Source organism: Vibrio sp. 661 (genome assembly GCF_033339315.1).
In the GTDB taxonomy this organism is placed as follows: domain Bacteria; phylum Pseudomonadota; class Gammaproteobacteria; order Enterobacterales; family Vibrionaceae; genus Vibrio; species Vibrio alginolyticus.
In genome coordinates, this window is sequence record NZ_JAWOUJ010000001.1 from 432,686 (window position 1) to 447,978 (window position 15,293).

The 15,293-nt window shown below is 48.0% G+C and carries 22 protein-coding genes; 19 read left to right on the forward strand and 3 right to left on the reverse strand.

Features of this window, described 5'->3' with window-relative positions:
• Positions 1–199 precede the first annotated feature (199 nt).
• Positions 200–502: a hypothetical protein gene (locus R7P69_RS01990; RefSeq protein ID WP_318121268.1), complete on the forward strand. Its 303-nt coding sequence runs from the start codon at positions 200–202 to the stop codon at positions 500–502.
• On the opposite strand, the gene R7P69_RS01995 is transcribed toward R7P69_RS01990, so the two are convergent.
• The 3 genes from R7P69_RS01995 to R7P69_RS02005 form a co-directional block, all read right to left on the reverse strand.
• Positions 497–748, reverse strand: a complete 252-nt coding sequence (locus R7P69_RS01995; protein ID WP_225461312.1) for an ogr/Delta-like zinc finger family protein — start codon at positions 746–748, stop codon at positions 497–499. The two genes, R7P69_RS01990 and R7P69_RS01995, sit on opposite strands and share 6 nt — an antisense overlap.
• Before the next feature lie 66 nt (positions 749–814).
• Complete coding sequence (locus tag R7P69_RS02000) at positions 815–1,843, reverse strand: phage portal protein (RefSeq protein ID WP_318121269.1); 1,029 nt, start codon at positions 1,841–1,843, stop codon at positions 815–817.
• Complete coding sequence (locus R7P69_RS02005) at positions 1,840–3,612, reverse strand: terminase large subunit domain-containing protein (protein ID WP_318121271.1); 1,773 nt, start codon at positions 3,610–3,612, stop codon at positions 1,840–1,842. The genes R7P69_RS02000 and R7P69_RS02005 overlap by 4 nt, the downstream gene beginning before the upstream one ends.
• A gap of 166 nt (positions 3,613–3,778) precedes the next feature.
• On the opposite strand from R7P69_RS02005, the gene R7P69_RS02010 reads away from it, so the two are divergent.
• The 18 genes from R7P69_RS02010 to R7P69_RS02095 all read left to right on the forward strand — a co-directional run bounded on the left by R7P69_RS02010 (position 3,779) and on the right by R7P69_RS02095 (position 15,293).
• Positions 3,779–4,627, forward strand: a complete 849-nt coding sequence (locus tag R7P69_RS02010) for a GPO family capsid scaffolding protein (protein ID WP_318121273.1) — start codon at positions 3,779–3,781, stop codon at positions 4,625–4,627.
• Positions 4,628–5,629, forward strand: coding sequence for a phage major capsid protein, P2 family (locus R7P69_RS02015; protein ID WP_225461308.1), 1,002 nt, complete (start codon positions 4,628–4,630; stop codon positions 5,627–5,629).
• A 10-nt stretch (positions 5,630–5,639) separates the two neighbouring features.
• Complete coding sequence (gene gpM / locus R7P69_RS02020) at positions 5,640–6,356, forward strand: phage terminase small subunit (protein ID WP_318121276.1); 717 nt, start codon at positions 5,640–5,642, stop codon at positions 6,354–6,356.
• 106 nt (positions 6,357–6,462) lie between these two features.
• A complete protein-coding gene (locus R7P69_RS02025; protein ID WP_318121278.1) occupies positions 6,463–6,882 on the forward strand; it encodes a head completion/stabilization protein in 420 nt (139 codons plus the stop codon).
• Entirely contained in the window at positions 6,879–7,370 is a 492-nt protein-coding gene (locus R7P69_RS02030) for a phage tail protein (protein ID WP_318121279.1), read from the forward strand. Before R7P69_RS02025 ends, R7P69_RS02030 begins: the two co-directional genes overlap by 4 nt.
• Entirely contained in the window at positions 7,354–8,010 is a 657-nt protein-coding gene (locus R7P69_RS02035) for a virion morphogenesis protein (RefSeq protein WP_318121282.1), read from the forward strand. The genes R7P69_RS02030 and R7P69_RS02035 overlap by 17 nt, the downstream gene beginning before the upstream one ends.
• Positions 8,011–8,013: 3 nt before the next feature.
• Complete coding sequence (locus tag R7P69_RS02040) at positions 8,014–9,144, forward strand: DUF2586 domain-containing protein (protein ID WP_318121285.1); 1,131 nt, start codon at positions 8,014–8,016, stop codon at positions 9,142–9,144.
• 3 nt (positions 9,145–9,147) lie between these two features.
• Complete coding sequence (locus R7P69_RS02045) at positions 9,148–9,597, forward strand: phage protein (protein WP_318121287.1); 450 nt, start codon at positions 9,148–9,150, stop codon at positions 9,595–9,597.
• 12 nt (positions 9,598–9,609) lie between these two features.
• Positions 9,610–9,828: a TraR/DksA C4-type zinc finger protein gene (locus R7P69_RS02050; RefSeq protein ID WP_065302675.1), complete on the forward strand. Its 219-nt coding sequence runs from the start codon at positions 9,610–9,612 to the stop codon at positions 9,826–9,828.
• On the forward strand, positions 9,825–10,322 hold the full coding sequence (locus tag R7P69_RS02055; RefSeq protein WP_213868070.1) for a hypothetical protein: 498 nt from the start codon (positions 9,825–9,827) through the stop codon (positions 10,320–10,322). The genes R7P69_RS02050 and R7P69_RS02055 overlap by 4 nt, the downstream gene beginning before the upstream one ends.
• Positions 10,319–10,549, forward strand: a complete 231-nt coding sequence (locus R7P69_RS02060; RefSeq protein WP_086458831.1) for a hypothetical protein — start codon at positions 10,319–10,321, stop codon at positions 10,547–10,549. Before R7P69_RS02055 ends, R7P69_RS02060 begins: the two co-directional genes overlap by 4 nt.
• A 2-nt stretch (positions 10,550–10,551) precedes the next feature.
• On the forward strand, positions 10,552–10,836 hold the full coding sequence (locus R7P69_RS02065; protein ID WP_025517570.1) for a hypothetical protein: 285 nt from the start codon (positions 10,552–10,554) through the stop codon (positions 10,834–10,836).
• The gene (locus R7P69_RS02070) at positions 10,833–11,096 is read left to right on the forward strand and encodes a putative phage tail assembly chaperone (protein ID WP_238843008.1); all 264 of its coding nucleotides are present in this window, start codon (positions 10,833–10,835) and stop codon (positions 11,094–11,096) included. Before R7P69_RS02065 ends, R7P69_RS02070 begins: the two co-directional genes overlap by 4 nt.
• 41 nt (positions 11,097–11,137) lie before the next feature.
• Positions 11,138–11,278 (forward strand): DUF6890 family protein, encoded by a 141-nt coding sequence (locus R7P69_RS02075; RefSeq protein ID WP_164673212.1) that lies wholly within the window; start codon positions 11,138–11,140, stop codon positions 11,276–11,278.
• An 11-nt stretch (positions 11,279–11,289) separates the two neighbouring features.
• Positions 11,290–13,176 (forward strand): phage tail tape measure protein, encoded by a 1,887-nt coding sequence (locus R7P69_RS02080; RefSeq protein WP_318121292.1) that lies wholly within the window; start codon positions 11,290–11,292, stop codon positions 13,174–13,176.
• Positions 13,176–13,517, forward strand: coding sequence for a DUF2590 family protein (locus tag R7P69_RS02085; RefSeq protein ID WP_031856781.1), 342 nt, complete (start codon positions 13,176–13,178; stop codon positions 13,515–13,517). Before R7P69_RS02080 ends, R7P69_RS02085 begins: the two co-directional genes overlap by 1 nt.
• Positions 13,517–14,704 carry a baseplate J/gp47 family protein gene (locus R7P69_RS02090; RefSeq protein ID WP_140052232.1) on the forward strand — a complete coding sequence of 396 codons (1,188 nt, stop codon included), beginning with the start codon at positions 13,517–13,519 and terminating at the stop codon, positions 14,702–14,704. Before R7P69_RS02085 ends, R7P69_RS02090 begins: the two co-directional genes overlap by 1 nt.
• Entirely contained in the window at positions 14,691–15,293 is a 603-nt protein-coding gene (locus tag R7P69_RS02095; RefSeq protein ID WP_140052231.1) for a phage tail protein, read from the forward strand. Before R7P69_RS02090 ends, R7P69_RS02095 begins: the two co-directional genes overlap by 14 nt.

The window sequence follows — 15,293 nt, forward strand, 5'->3', positions numbered from 1 at the left end:
GTAGCCGAGACCAGCTAGATTAGTTTTGAGACGTATATGGTGGCAAGTAACGGGCTCAGCTTTGCCATCATGGGCACTTTGGAAACATTAAAACCGTGATTGCTTGATAAATGTATGAGTCATAACGTGCCGGGTCAGATGTGCTGGCTGTTTAACTGAACAATGTGAAACCGACGTTCTTAAAGAAGGAAAATGACATATGAGTGAAGCAGGTCTAAGAATACAGCTAGAAACCTGTATGTATATACAGTATATTATCAGCATCACTGGTAAGGGTATTGATATGTCTAAAGAAAAGCAGCTATTTCAATCCGCTCTGGATGTAATCATTGATGGTGTGGCCGTCAGTACGGTAGGCGAGGGAAGAGAGGAAGCAGGGAGAGTGTTACTTGAGGGAGTGTTACCGAGGTTTGCTCACCTACTGGACGATGAAAAAATAAAAGCCATCGAGACAATAATCAGGATGGCTGATGAGGCAGAGAGCCCAACGTTTAAGTTATAGAATGGAAAGTTGCTGCTTTAATTCTTCTCTATGTTCTGGTGCTAAAGCCTTAACCATATTAAACGCTAGTTGCGATGTGGTTTTAGCACTAGGGCTAAGAGTGTGACTATAAGACAAGTTCATCACAAAGGTATGCCCACATTCTGAGTCATTGCACGAGCAATACAAATCTGCGTACTTCGTGCTCATTCTATTCGATTTCTGGATGCGGCTTTTCTCGCCGCACTCCGGGCAAAACACTCTCATTACATTGACCTAATTTAACTGACTGACAGCGTAATATTACGTCAATGTCTGTGTTTTTGTACAGTCTTATGCTGTTGTTACCGTATGGGTATCAAACTTCAAATGGAGCCGTTTGGGAATCTCTGGGTCGCTGTTCACTTCATCCATAATCAGTTCACATACTGGAATAATTTCATCTTTGGCGTATTCGCTGCCAATCTTAATCGGGTCACCTAAACTGGTGGTACCCTGCGGGATAATGCCTGCTTTGCCTACTGGGAAGCGATGGCCCACTAGAATGTCTTGCGCCGTAATATTTTTGATGCGCTCAAATTCATCTTTGGTGCCGATATCACCGACCGGAATCAATTGAATTCCTTTCTCTTTACCATTCGGAATGTTTACGAACATACTGCGGAAGTTACCCACGCCCTTAGAGCTGGCAATCTTCTCCTTCAACATTTCTTCATCGTCTTCACTAAGGTTTGGATCGGTGGCATAGAAGATAAAGCCCATGTGTGCGCCGTTCTTGTAGTAGCGGCGGCGGAACAAGGTAGCATCTTTGTTCAGCAAGCTGCTCTGAATGCTGCCCAAGTAATCCGCTAAACCGTAAATTTGTTGCTGCGGGTCGTACTGAGGTAAGAAGATAACATCTTCCTTTTTGTATTCTCGTTGTCGGTTGTCGCGCTCTAGTATGACGAAATTGCCGTTTTTACGTCTACGAAGGTACATGCCAGGTAATGGGTGTAAACGAACCACACGTTTGAAACCATCGCGGATTTTAAGAAACGCTGCATCGCCAAAGGTAAAGTAATCTCGGCAAAAAGCTTGTATATGTCGGCGTCGAGTTGCACCGCCACTTTGGAAGCGTCCCGCTACATAGTTTGCTCGAGCGATAAGCAGTGAACCATGATAGGCGTTTGCTCGAGCAATATCGGCCAAGCCACTGCGGGAAATTGGTGGCTCCCAATAGTCGTCACCATCGTTGTAAAACAAATCTGAATAGGTGGTCATCCAACTGTTTGAATCGATGGACTCTGGTGAGGAGTCGATGTGATAGACCGACTCTGGCGCGTGTTCTTCTTGTTTGACTAAAGTGTTCATTTGCTCGGTCATGCTGCAGTGGTCCAGGTTGATTTAGTTGGTGTGGAGTGATCTAACGGCTCGTTAATGATGGCGTGAGAGATTGCCCAGAATGCATCGGCGTGTCCGGTCGTTTCGCTGCGTTCTGCTTTAAAGGTCATGGCGTTACCGCTGGCCGTTGGGACGCGCTTAATCGCCATAAACGCCATCGCAATGTCTTTGTGTTCGGCATCAAACTGCAGGCGTTTGGCTTCTACGACGTCAATCATCTTCATTACCAAGCGGTTTTTGTTTTCGTTGCTGTAATGGATGGCGTGTGCTTCACGTGGGTATTTCTTCGAAATTAAGTCCCAAACACCGCCGCCAATACCCGTGGTGTCGACGCCGATGTAAGTCACTTTGTAGCGCTGAAAGACTTTCTCTATTTCTGACACGTGATATTGGAAGTTCAGCCCTTTCCAATAGTGTTTTTCCAGTACGCGGAAGCGTTCACCCGCTACGGCAGGTGGAGCGACAACCACCAAGCAGGCATTGTCTCGGGTTCGGCTTGGGTCGTAACCTAACCAAACTTCTCGAGTGGCAAAAGGTCGTTTGTTGTTTGGCTTGAAGTCTTGCCAGTGAGCGGCATCCACCATGCCTTTTTCAAGGTCAGAGAATTTAAAGACAGACAGCGAAGCGTCGACAAACACGCACATGAATAGGTTTTTGAAGTCTTCATCGCTGTATTCTTCGCGCAGTTCGTCAATGTCGAATAGGTCACAACCACCATTCGCGGCATCTTCAATGGTCACAACATAACGCCACTGTTTGTCTGGGCAAAGTCGGCCACCGTCTCGGAATTCATCAAAAGTCGGGAATTCGATATGGGCGCGTGAGTCTTTGCCTTTACGCCACTGGTCACCAGTCCAGAACGGGTACGCCTGGTGCATTTTAGAAGATGGTGTTGAGAAGTAAGTTTTTCGCCACTTCTTATGTGTTGCCATTGCCGAAGCCAGTTTGTTCAGCTCGTCGAACTTAGGTATCCAGAAATATTCATCGACATAAACGTGGCCGTGATAACTCTGCGCGGTTTTGCTGTTCGTGGACAAAAAGCGGAGCTCGGCACCATTGGAAAGAATAATAGGGTTGCCGGTTAACTCAATGTCTAAGAACTCTTTACCAATCGCAATGATGTAGCTGCGGAAAACTTCAGCCTGTGCGCGTGATGCAGAAAGAAAGATTTGGTTGTCACCAGTCAGAATCGCATCTTCTAAGGCTTCACCACTGAAATAGTAGGTAGCGCCTATCTGGCGAGACTTCAGAATATTACGAATACGCTGTTTGATGTTGTTACGCATCGTGTGCTGGTATTTGAACAGAGATTCGTGCCAGCCTCTAAAGTCATCTTCTGTCAGGTGCTCAATGCTGTTTTTCTTACGGCTTCTCTTACGACTCCCATTACTGCTGTTCTTAGGTGAGTCACCATCACTTTTTGGTGAGCTGCCTAGCGAAAGGTGTCGCTCTACTTTGGCTTTTGCATCAGCGTGAGCTTTTAACAGCTTAACGTGGTGATCGATGAGCTTGTCCATTTCCTTGAGCTGCTGAGCGGTTTTCTCATCCTTATCTATTAGCACCGCCAAACGGCGATTAATCATTTCCTCAACAGAAAGTTCATTAAGCAACAAAGCCCAGCCGAATTTCTCCGCCCAGGTATAAATGATGCGCTCGCTATTGAGGTTCAGCTGCGCTGCGATTTCTTTTGGAGTAGCGCCGCGTAAATAGAGCTTTTTCGCGGCTTCTCTTATTTCATCTGAATATGCCATATCTGCATCATACGCGCCGAAAACTCGCAAATGACTAACTAAAATTCGGATGAAATCGGATATGGACAAAATCCGAATTTCTAGGAATTGAAGTGGCTGAAAGCCGTTATTCAAAGGCGTATTGTTTGCTCAAACCGAAATGTGAATGACAAGCTTGAGTACGAAAATGCCAAAGATTAGTGACTGGAAAATCATTGCTACTGAGGGACCAACCGTTGACGGACGCAAAATTACCCGTGAATGGATTGAGCAAATGGCATCGAGCTATGACCCGAAAGAATACACCGCGCTAATCTGGCCAGAACATAAACGCTTTAGTGGTTATGGTGATAACTGGGGCAAAGTTATTGAGCTTAAAGCCGAAGAAGAAAACGGCAAGATGCGTCTGTTTGCCAGGCTTGAGCCTAACGATTATATGCTTGAAGCCAACCGCAGAAAACAAAAGCTATTTACATCCATCGAACCGAATCCCGATTACAAGGGCGAAGGGCGTTGCTATTTAACGGGCCTAGCTGCGACTGACTCCCCAGCCTCCACAGGTACCTCGCTCCTTCAATTCTCTCGCCAATCTGGTGAAACCACCGAGATTAAAGCAAGTCATTTAGAAGAGGTGGACTTTTCAGAATGCTTTACTCGTAAAGACCGCCTATTTGCGGCATTTAATGAATTTTTCTCTTCTGGCGATGAAGTGCCAGAAACGACATCAACAGCTGAGGATAACGAAGTGACTGAAGAGCAACTTAAAGCCGCTCTGCAAGAACAGTTTTCTGCATTCAAAGGTGAGTTCAAGAAAGAACTTGCTGAAGAATTCAACTTGCAAAACGAACCAGAAACACCAGAACCAGAAGGTCAGGGGGCAACCATTGAGCAATTCTCTGCCTCTTTGGATGAAAAGTTAAAACCGTTGCTTGAGAAGGTAGACGGACTGGAAAGCAAATTCGCTGAACTTTCACAGGAAGTTCCTGGGCAAGAGCCGGAAGGCGAGGGTGATGGCACTACTATGGAGTTCTACTAAATGAGCAAGACACATTTTAAAACTTATCTAGCAGAGTTTATCAGTGGCACTCTTCAAGCAGCGAATGCCGAAGCCGACGAGAAAATGTTTTCTATCACTCCGGTAATGGAAACCAAACTTCGTGAAGCATTAAAGCACTCCCATGCATTTCTTGGCATGATCCATACCGGGCTGGTTGACCAAATCCAAGGTCAAGTGGTTGATGTAGGTGACGATGGTCTCTCAACGGGTCGTGCAGATGGTCGCTTTAGCGTGGAAGTGGGTCAAAATGGCAACACTTATCAATTAGTCAAAACCGATTCAGGAGCGCACATCCCTTGGGAACTCATGACTCAATGGATCAACTCTGGTAGTAAAGGCCAATGGATGAATCTAATGAAAAGTGCCATCACAAAACGCTTTGCATTAGATATGTTACGCATTGGCTTCAATGGCACAAGCGTTGCTACCACAACCGATCCAGTGGCTAATCCATTGGGGCAGGATGTGAACAAAGGCTGGCTGACTATCGTCAAAGAGAAGAAAGCCGCTCAAGTACTAGCAGATGCGAAGCTCGATCCTACAGGCGCTACAGCTGACTCATACAAGAACTTAGATTCATTGGTTCAGGACTTAATTAACACAACCATTGCAGAGCAGTATCGTCAAGACGATGACCTAGTCGTAGTGATCGGCTCTAACTTGGTCGCTGCTGAGCAGCACCGCTTATTGGAATCAGCTAATACACCAACTGAGCATAAAGCAGCTCAATCTTTGGCGAAAACCATTGCGGGTAAAAAAGCCTACACTCCACCGTTCTTTCCAGCCAATGCGGTTTGGGTCACGAGCTTGAAGAATCTACAGATTCTGACGCAGTCAGGTACCCAATGGCGCAAGCAAGAGAACAATACGGATCGTATGCGATTTGAGAGCAATCACATCCGTATGGAAGGGTATGCCGTGGGCAACCTGAGTAAGTTTGCCGCGATTGAATCAGTCACGGTTGTTGAAGCAGCAGGTTAAAGGGTGACGCATGGTTAGCCCATTAGCAAAACAGCGCCGAAAGCTCATTGAACAGCAAGCTAACCAGTCTGCACCGGAAGCCGTTTCCGGTGCAGATACCGACAGCCTGCACATCAAGCTGATTGAGTTTGAAGAAGACCGCAAGTATTTGCGCTCATTTAACGCCATCGTTGATCGAATTAAGCACAAGCGTGAAGTGCTGGTACCGAAATACAAGCCGTATGTTCAGGCCTATTTAGAAAGTGGCGAAGCGTTCGAAAACCCAATCTTTACCAACATGGTGGTTTGGCTATTCGACATTAAAGAGCTGGATGCCGCGATTGAGTGGTGCATGAAAGCCATTGAGCTAGATTTGCCTACGCCAGAAAACTTCCGCCGTGACTGGCCGACGTTCTGTGCTGACGAAGTGTTGGCATGGGCGGAGAAAGAATCTGAACGAGGTCATTCCATTGAGCCTTATTTCTCCCAGGTGTTCGACAAGGTCGAGAAAGAGTGGCGCTTGCACGAGAAGGTTCACGCCAAGTGGTACAAGTTCGCGGGTTTATACCTGATCCGAAATGAAGAAGGCCAGCCGCAAGCCACAGCGGTTGGCAACGTAGAAACGCTAGAAAAAGCCTTGGCTCTGCTTCAACACGCGCACGATAAGAACAGCAAAGTGGGGGTAGGTACCCAAATTAAGAAGATTGAAGCCCGAATTCGCGCCATTAACGAAGGCAAGAATCTGTAAAGACTCCTACGCCACCGCGCCTCGGCTGGTGAGGTAGGAGAAGCCAACAGGCTAACTCGATACCGTCGACCCAGTGGCTAGAGGCGCCCTAATTGAAGGAAACGTTATGAGCTTTGGCGGAAATGTTAACAGTGCAGTCGATATCGCCATACCAGGTGAAGGATGGCCGGATTTATCCACGGCTGAGTTCCGCAGTTTACGCCGTGTTCCCCATACGTTTGATAACGACTCTTTGAACTACGCGGTGACCATTGCCGCGCTGAATATTCAAGAACGATTAAAAAGCTTGATCGTAGATGGTGAAAAGCCTGTGCTGAGCAACCCGAAAATCATGCTCTACAAACGTGCGATTTATGGTCGGGCTCACGCCGAGCTGCTGAAAGAGTTTGCGACCCAAGACCGCCGAAAAGAAGGTGAAAGCGTGGCAACGGATGAACCGGAACAAGAGGCACGTTTTCTCGCCCAGAGTAACAAAGATGTGCGTGCACTCCTTGGCCGCAGTGCGAATGGGATTGACTCGATATGAGCGAAACCAATTACAACAAAACCAAGCTTGAGCACCTGACGGACTACATCGTCAGTCACCTGAATTCCAATGTGCTCGATAACAAAATCGATGCCTGGCAGGAAAACGGCTCCATTGTGCCAAACGGTGAAGACAGAGGGAACGGCGGTTATATCGCGTGTTACTGGAAGTACAACGCAGTGGTCAGTATTGAAGAATTTCCCCACCGACTTTTGGACCCTCGCTGCTTACTTGCTTTGGTTGTCTGTTGGCTGAGCGATTACGACACCACTCGTAATGAAGATGAGTTAGGCGACCCAGACCTTTCGGTTGATGTGATCAGCAGTGAGGTAGCCGACGTTGCCATTGAATTGGAAATGATGGAGCCGATTGAGCTGATCCCTGACCCAGCGGGAATGATCACTTGGCGAGGGGAAACCTACCGAGTGCAGGCCGTTGAAATCTACACCGCAGAAGAAGCGGAGTTGGTGAATGAAGCCGCAAATTAAGGTCAATGATCGCGATGTGCTCAACATGCAGGAAAAGCTGGCCATGCTGGCTCTGCCACCTAAAAAGCGAGTCTGGATACTGAAAACCCTTGGCCGTTGGGAAACGACCAATACCAGAAAGCGCATTCGTTCCCAAAAAGACGTTAACGGACGCGCTCTGCAACCAAAGAAAGGAAAGAAGAAAGGCAAGGTTTTAAAGCGGATGGCAAAGGGCTTAACGCCTTATGTGAGAAACGCCAACCAGCTTGATTTGACTTGGAGTAACAAGTTAACCGCAAAAATCGCAGCAAGGCACCACCTTGGTCAAAAGCAAAAAATGACCAAGCGCCAAATGCAAAAGCGATGGGGCAAACCGGATTACTCAGCACCTTGTACCAAGGGGCAAGCGAGAAAGCTAAGAGAACTGGGTTACACGGTACCGAGAAAAAGCGGCAAAGGACGAAAGAAAGCCAGCTTACGTGAGTTGATGGCAACTATCACCCATGGACAAGCAGGACAGCTCATTCGAGAACTCTCTAATCAGCCAAATATCACCAGTTGGGATATTCCGTTAGCAGAGCGTCAGATTCTCGGTAGTAAAGAACGTGAAGTGAACCGCCAGCTCATCAAGATATTTGAGCAGGCAAAACAGAGGAAATAACCAATGGCAACCGGAAAGGTAGAGGTTAATAATCTCAATTTGGCACAAGGCGGTATCCCTGAGATAGAACGTCACGTGCTTTTCATCGGGCGTACTGACAAGGCCGAACTGCAAGGCAAAGTGACCCGTATTAATAACATGACCAACCTTGACGAAGTTGTTGCCGATGATGCGCTTGGTCTGAACGTGAAAGCCGCCCAGCTTAACGGCAAACAAAACTGGACGGGTGCGATTGTTGGCTTAGATGCAGACGATACCTGGCAAGACGCTGTTGATCTGGCGAACCGGACTGACTCATTCGAAGGCATTGCTATTTGTGACCCAGTCACGGTCAAAACTCAGTTTGATGATATGCAGTCGAAAGCAAGCGAGCTGACGAGCAAACTTGGTCGTTGGGTGTTCTTCCTCGCCGCTTGTGCGGGCATTGATTCAACCCCTGATACAGGCCAAACGTGGGCAGAGTACGAAACCGCCATGCTTGACCTGGTGAAAGATGTTTCTGCAAACCTCGTGACGCCCGTTCCTCAGCTTAACGGCAATAACGTAGGTGTACTCGCTGGTCGTTTATGTGATCGAAACGTCACGGTAGCAGACAGCCCGATGCGTGTCGCAACAGGTTCAGTCTTGAGTTTGGGAAACATGCCAACGGACAGCGCAGGGAAAGCATTAGAGATGAGTACCATCGCAACGCTAGCTGATGCACGTTACTCATTGCCGCAATGGTATGCCGATTTAGAAGGGGTGTACTGGTCGGATGCGACCACATTGGAAGCCAAAGGCGGCGATTATCAGTACCTCGAATACGTTCGCCCGGTGCACAAGCTTAATCGTCGTGTGCGTATCAAAGCGATCCGCCGTATTGCAGACCGCATTCTTAACTCAACGCCTGCAAGCATTGAGCTGAACCGCACTTACTTTCGCAAAGATATGCGTGATATGTCGAAAACGACAGAAGTTGGTGGCATTACCTTCCCTGGTGAGATCATGCCGCCAGAAGATGGGGACGTCACCATTCAGTGGGTAACCAAAACCAAAGTGTTTATCGGTTTGATGGTTCGCCCTCATAACTGCCCGAAACACATCGTGGTCAACATCGCGCTTGATCTTACTAACCCTACAGATTTGGAGGCGTAATCCATGAGAATTTCTGGCAAGAACATGCATTTCTCCTTAGGTGACTACAAGCTCAAAGCACAAAAAGTCACGTTATCGATTACCGATAACTCCGCCATCAATAAAACCTCGGGTGTGCCAGATGGTTACGTCGACGGCGATGTTGAGGCTAGTGGTGAAATGGAGCTGACCACGCAGCAATTTAACCTGCTAGGCAAAGCTGCGAAACAAGCCGGCTCTTGGCGAGGAATGCCTGATTTTGACGCGCTGTTCTACGGCAAGATTGATAAAGATGAGCTCAAAATTGAAGCCTTCGGATGTCGTATCAAAATCTCTGACCTACTTGATGCCGATTCGAATGGCGGTAGTGCATTAGTTCACAAGCTGCCGTTCGAGGTGACAAGCCCAGACTTTGTCAGCATCAACGGTGTGCCGTACCTACGTCCGGATGAAATCGAAGATTTGGTTCAATAATAAGGAGGCATGATGGCAGATGTTATCGACCATGCCTGCGGTATTGAAACCCAATTCACAGAAGTGGCGCTTGCCAACCAACTGGCAAGGGCTAAGCGAATTGAAGAACGGGAAAGCGCACATGAATGCGGCGAATGTGGCGACCCAATCCCAGAAAAACGCCGCCAAAAAGTACCAGGTTGCATCTACTGCACCCAGTGTCAAAGCGAATTGGAGCGAATGAACCGATGAATTTAGCAAAGCTCTTTGTTGAGAAAATCATGAAGCCAGTCCTTGACCACTTAGATATGGCATCCGGTGGTAAAGGCACAATGAACACTCAAGCGGCCATTAATCTGATCCTGATGATTATTGCCCATGAGTCTGGAAAGTTTACTTACTCAAAACAAGTACGTGGTCCTGCATTGGGCTTTACCCAAATGGAGCCAGCCACCTTCAGCTGGCTTGTCGAGTGGTTAGGTAACAGTCGCCCTCACTTGTTGGATGCACTGTCGATGTTTTGCCCCGTTGAGCACTTAGACCCTCGTTACATGGTGATTTCACCCGAGTTCGCAGTGGCAACCGCACGACTCAATTTAATTCGGTTCCCAGAAGCCTTGCCAGAAGCCGATGACCTAGAAGGTTTGGCTCGGTACGCGAAGAAGTACTGGAACACAAGCGCAGGTAAAGCAACCGCAGAAGATTACCTACAGGCATATCAATCGTTAATCGGAGAAGCAGCATGAATTTCTTAACTGGAATCGTTGGCAAGACATTGTTGGAAGTACTGAAAGGTCTGTTCTTTCAAATCAGTTGGTCAATCATCCTTGAACGTTTCGCCACACGTCTTGTGGTATGGGGCTTGGAAACCTTGAAAGGCCTGAGCACAAACGATGTTCTGCAAGAAACCGTGGACGACATCATCAACGCATTACAAGGCAAACGCTTGAAAGAAGTGCCACTGAAGGAATAGCGATGGATTCATCATGGATATCGGCGATTGTGGCAACGATAGCGCTGCTTATCGCCATCATCAATGTGGTTTTCGGCAGAACGGATAAAGGGCAGAACACCGCCCGAGATCATGATCGTCGTATCCATGCCAATGAGCTAGCCACTGAGCGACTGCGTGGTGATGTCGCTGAGAAGTACGCCACCAAGCACGAACTACGGGAAGCCGTAGATGATTTGAAAGATTCAATTAACGGACGGTTCGACCGTTTGGAAACCAAGCTAGATAAAGAGAGAGATGTAGCATGAGCAAGCAAATTGTACTAACGGTCGGTGATGCAGATATCACGTTCGTCCCAACAGAAGCGGATTACAGCGACTACATGAACGCGTTGGCACAGGGGGAAATCGTGAACTCTGCGCATAACTTTCTGATGAACACCGTTATAGAAGAAAGCAAAGAACTATTCCGTGAACTGACGAACGATAACCCAGGTGCAGCGATTCAGGTTGTGGGTGAAGTTCTCAAGGAATACACACCGAAGCTGCAAATCAAAGTAAAAAAATAGATGCCCTTGTTCGGGCTATGGACTCCAACGAGCTCGAACAAATGCTTACCTGGCGCCGTAAGTGGTTGCCGGGTGAGACAGACAGCGAAGAGAACCTTGCAAGGGCAATTTGGTTAGAGCGTCAGTATTGGGAAAACATGCAAGCTGCCACCGCCAATGGGGTTGCCAGGGCGTTTAGCTGATAAGGAACACGATGTTACCAGAAGCACTCAGATTTCAAGTTGGATTGATTGACCAGATTTCTAAACCTCTGGGCAATATTCAACGCAATTTGAATGATGTCACCAATACCTACCGTCAGGGTACTCATACCATGATGGCTGGCGCGGCAGGCATGGTGGGTGCTGGCTTTGCATTGCAACAAGCCTTGATGCCAGCAATTGAGATGGACAGGGCATTAGGTGAAGTGAAATCACTTGGTGTTGCCGATGACCAACTAAAAACCCTTACCCAAACCGCAATGAAGTTTTCGGTTGAATACGGTAAGTCGGCCACTGAATTTGTGGCGGCTTCGTATGATATCAAATCTGCTATGGGAGATATGACAGGTGATGAACTGGCGGGTGTCACAAGAAGCTCGGCTATTTTAGCCGCTGCGACTAAAGCAGATACAGCCACCATTACCAACTACATGGGCACCATGTACTCGGTTTTTAAAGACCAAGCCGATCGGATTGGTAAAGACAACTGGGCTGAACAAGTTGCAGGTATGACCGCAAAATCTGTCGAGAGGTTCAAAACCACGGGTCAAGGCATGTCGGATGCGTTTAAAGGTGTTGGCGCATTAGGTAAAACTCACGGCGTAGCCATTCAAGAGCAAATGGCCGTGCTTGGCCTACTACAAGGCTCTATGACTGGTAGTGAAGCGGGGACTCGTTACAAAGCTTTTATGAACGGTGTTGTCAAAGCACAAGACAAGCTTGGTATGTCGTTTACCGACAGTAACGGAAAAATGCTGCCCATGTTCGATATTCTGTCGAAACTACGCAACCAATTCGGTGATTTAGATTCACTGGAAATTGATCAGATTAAGCAAGCTTTCGGCTCGGATGAAGCCGTGCTGCTTATCACCGACTTGATAGGCAAAACGAATGAGCTGCAATCCAGCGTCAAAGACCTAAATGATGCTAGTAACTTAAATACGGCAATTAACATGGCCGGAGCGATGACCGACCAATGGGAACGACTCGAACAAGGCGTGTTTGCAGTTCGCACTGCTTTTGGCGCGGCGTTGTTGCCTTCTCTCTTGCCAGTGATTTCGAGCTTGGCCGATGGTGCGATAGAAATCATCGAATGGACAGAGATGTTCCCGAACCTGACCAAGTACATTGGTTTTGCTGCCATGGCGATTTTAGGTGCAGCAGCAGCAGGTGGTGCTTTTACCTTAATGATGGGTGTAGGTAAACAAGTCATGGCGACTTATATGCTCACCATGAAGATGTTTACAGGGGTGAACTTTTTACTAACTAAAGGAATGGCAGCGCTTCGCGTTGCAATGCTAGCGGTAAACATCGCAATGATGGCGAACCCAATAGGATTCATTGCTGGTGCTGTCGTTGCCGCAATCGCCGCAGTGGGTGCGCTGATCTTCTACTGGGATGATCTGAAAGCCTCGTTTGGTGACACAACCTGGTTCCAAGTACTAGAAGGGGCAATCACTTTAATCACACTTCCATTCAGAGCCATGTTTGAGTTCATCAAGGCAGGTTGGCAATGGGTCATGAGCGGCTTTACCGACACTAGTGGGTTTGCCTTTATCGGTGATATGGCTAACTCAATTAAGGACGTTTTTTCCGGAGTGTTCAATTGGATTTCTCAGAGCCTAGCGGGAATTTGGGACTCAGTGAAAGGACTCATTGATTGGATACCAGGTTTGGGCGGTGATGATGAAGTGACTCAAGTGAAATCGAAGTCCGTTCAAAGCGCTACGCCTCGTGCACAAATTCAACCTGGAGGCGCAGCCAAGAATATTGCCAGTTATCAAACCAGTTCGACGAACTACGGTGGTGTGGCGATTTATCCAACCTACATGAACAGCCCGCAAGACATAGCGAGTGAAATAGAAATGGCGGCAGGCTAATGGCGGATTACAAATACCAGGACATTTTGATTGAGAACGGGGATGTGGTGCTCGATGCAGGCCGCAACCCAATCTTGATTCAAGACCGTGCGGTGATCGCCCAAGACATCAAACACGCCATCATCGAGAGCAATTTAGCGGTGGATTTAATCGCTGAGCGAAGCCCATCAAAGAAAGCCGATATCCGCACCAGGCTGGAACTGCTTGTTGAAGAAGACGTTCGATTAGTACCAGGTACCGTGCGTTTGGATGAACCGACCGAGGGCACGATTTACGTATTTGCCGACACCATGGACTTTGGCGAGTTGCAATTAGAGATAGTGAATAACGGAGAGCGTTAATGACTGATATTCCAAAACCAAATTATTCGGAACTGGTGAAGCAATCGGGTATCCCAACCGATGAAGCAGGGTGGAAGAAAGTACTCAAAGAGGAAATGGACAAAGAAGGTTCCATTATCTCAAACGATTCGCCGTTCTCTCCATTTTGGCGCCTCATTGAAGCCACGGTCGTGAAAGCCACCATGTGGCTCATCAATACCTTATTAGTTGGCTATGTCTTGCCGAACATGTTTGTCGCGACCGCCGTTGACCAATGGCTCGACCTGTTGGCGTGGCAATGCAAACTCACCCGCAAAGGGGCAACCAAAGCCAAAGGTATGATCGCTTTTCAACGTTCTGCGGTTAAAGGGCCTGCGTTGGTTATTCCCAAAGATACATGGGTACAGACCGAACCGATTAATGGCACGATTTACCGAGTAAAGGTGCTTGCGGATACCACGATGCCAGAAAACGACACCATGGTGATGGCAGAAGTCGAGGCAGAGAACGAGGGCGCGGCTTACAACCTAGGTGAAGGGTATTACCACATTTTACCAACAGCCATTCCGGGTATTGGCGCAGTGACGAACCCTGCCGAATGGTTGAATGAAGCAGGGGCAGACAAAGAGAGTAATGACGAACTCCGCCTACGTATACGCAACCAATGGAGCGCAGTAGCAAGATGGCACATTGATGCGGCCTACCGTTCGCTGCTCACCAGTCGCGCAGGTATCAACGACGACAATGTTTATTTTGAGCATAACGCCCCGCGTGGACCAGGTACCGCAAACGCGTTCATCCTTTTAGACACGGGTGAACCATCGGCAGAAATGTTGGCGGATTTGAATGAGTACATCCGTGTCGAAGGTCAGCACGGACATGGTGATGATCTGCAAGTCCTCGCCATGCCAGAAACGACTCACGATATTGTCTGCCGGGTTTGGCCACTTCGTTCATTAACGATGGAAGACCGAGATGCGTTAAAAATTAAAGTGGAGCAGTTTATTAGTGCGGCTTTCCGTGAGAACACCGATTACTCGCCAACGGTCACTAGTCCGGTTCTTCGATTCAGTTTCTCAAGATTAGGGCAAGAGCTGCATGAGCAGTTTTCAGAGATTGAATCGCTCGAATTCGATAACGCCGACATCATCAATAACTTGACGGTACCGCGCATTAATTCTCTGGGGGTGACCGTTGAAAATTCCTGAGATTAATCTGCGTTACTGGATGGGACGTGGCGAACTGACTAAGTTCGCCCGAGCCATGCGTAACTACTGGGAACATGTGAGAGCGGCATTCGAAATGCCACTGCAGCAGCATGATCCGTTAACCGCGCCAATGGCACTGGTCAATATTCTTGCCTGGCAACGTGAAGTCGAACGCTTAGGCCAAGAGCCGGAAGCTCTGTTTCGTATTCGTGTGGCTCATGCATACGGATTTGCTCGCGACGCGGGCACGATAGCGGGGTGGGAAGAGATGTTCGCTAAGTTGGGCTATCCGCATATCACTCAAGACGAACGTTTAGCCAATGTGGATTGGGATGTCATCAGCTTAAAAATCAAAGACGGTGATTTAACCAACGTCCCTAAGTTGCTCGATACCGTCATCAGGCAATACGGCAGAACCTGTCGTCGTTATCAATACACCAGTTATGTCGAAATGCCCCTAGCGGCGAGAAGTAAGAATATTGAAGCGCAATACTCCATGTCCCACGTTAAGGCCAGGTTCAACGTCGGCATGCTTCCAAGTGTTCTGAACGTCGACTGCGAATATTACCAAGCCACAGTGAAGGGCTGA

What these genes read in the sequence shown, in the direction of transcription:
- R7P69_RS01990 (WP_318121268.1), top strand. Translation starts at nt 200, where the DNA reads ATGAGTGAAGCAGGTCTAAGAATACAGCTAGAAACCTGTATGTATATA.
- R7P69_RS01995 (WP_225461312.1), bottom strand. Translation starts at nt 748, where the DNA reads ATGAGAGTGTTTTGCCCGGAGTGCGGCGAGAAAAGCCGCATCCAGAAA.
- R7P69_RS02000 (WP_318121269.1), bottom strand. Translation starts at nt 1,843, where the DNA reads ATGACCGAGCAAATGAACACTTTAGTCAAACAAGAAGAACACGCGCCA.
- R7P69_RS02005 (WP_318121271.1), bottom strand. Translation starts at nt 3,612, where the DNA reads ATGGCATATTCAGATGAAATAAGAGAAGCCGCGAAAAAGCTCTATTTA.
- R7P69_RS02010 (WP_318121273.1), top strand. Translation starts at nt 3,779, where the DNA reads ATGCCAAAGATTAGTGACTGGAAAATCATTGCTACTGAGGGACCAACC.
- R7P69_RS02015 (WP_225461308.1), top strand. Translation starts at nt 4,628, where the DNA reads ATGAGCAAGACACATTTTAAAACTTATCTAGCAGAGTTTATCAGTGGC.
- gpM (WP_318121276.1), top strand. Translation starts at nt 5,640, where the DNA reads ATGGTTAGCCCATTAGCAAAACAGCGCCGAAAGCTCATTGAACAGCAA.
- R7P69_RS02025 (WP_318121278.1), top strand. Translation starts at nt 6,463, where the DNA reads ATGAGCTTTGGCGGAAATGTTAACAGTGCAGTCGATATCGCCATACCA.
- R7P69_RS02030 (WP_318121279.1), top strand. Translation starts at nt 6,879, where the DNA reads ATGAGCGAAACCAATTACAACAAAACCAAGCTTGAGCACCTGACGGAC.
- R7P69_RS02035 (WP_318121282.1), top strand. Translation starts at nt 7,354, where the DNA reads ATGAAGCCGCAAATTAAGGTCAATGATCGCGATGTGCTCAACATGCAG.
- R7P69_RS02040 (WP_318121285.1), top strand. Translation starts at nt 8,014, where the DNA reads ATGGCAACCGGAAAGGTAGAGGTTAATAATCTCAATTTGGCACAAGGC.
- R7P69_RS02045 (WP_318121287.1), top strand. Translation starts at nt 9,148, where the DNA reads ATGAGAATTTCTGGCAAGAACATGCATTTCTCCTTAGGTGACTACAAG.
- R7P69_RS02050 (WP_065302675.1), top strand. Translation starts at nt 9,610, where the DNA reads ATGGCAGATGTTATCGACCATGCCTGCGGTATTGAAACCCAATTCACA.
- R7P69_RS02055 (WP_213868070.1), top strand. Translation starts at nt 9,825, where the DNA reads ATGAATTTAGCAAAGCTCTTTGTTGAGAAAATCATGAAGCCAGTCCTT.
- R7P69_RS02060 (WP_086458831.1), top strand. Translation starts at nt 10,319, where the DNA reads ATGAATTTCTTAACTGGAATCGTTGGCAAGACATTGTTGGAAGTACTG.
- R7P69_RS02065 (WP_025517570.1), top strand. Translation starts at nt 10,552, where the DNA reads ATGGATTCATCATGGATATCGGCGATTGTGGCAACGATAGCGCTGCTT.
- R7P69_RS02070 (WP_238843008.1), top strand. Translation starts at nt 10,833, where the DNA reads ATGAGCAAGCAAATTGTACTAACGGTCGGTGATGCAGATATCACGTTC.
- R7P69_RS02075 (WP_164673212.1), top strand. Translation starts at nt 11,138, where the DNA reads ATGCTTACCTGGCGCCGTAAGTGGTTGCCGGGTGAGACAGACAGCGAA.
- R7P69_RS02080 (WP_318121292.1), top strand. Translation starts at nt 11,290, where the DNA reads ATGTTACCAGAAGCACTCAGATTTCAAGTTGGATTGATTGACCAGATT.
- R7P69_RS02085 (WP_031856781.1), top strand. Translation starts at nt 13,176, where the DNA reads ATGGCGGATTACAAATACCAGGACATTTTGATTGAGAACGGGGATGTG.
- R7P69_RS02090 (WP_140052232.1), top strand. Translation starts at nt 13,517, where the DNA reads ATGACTGATATTCCAAAACCAAATTATTCGGAACTGGTGAAGCAATCG.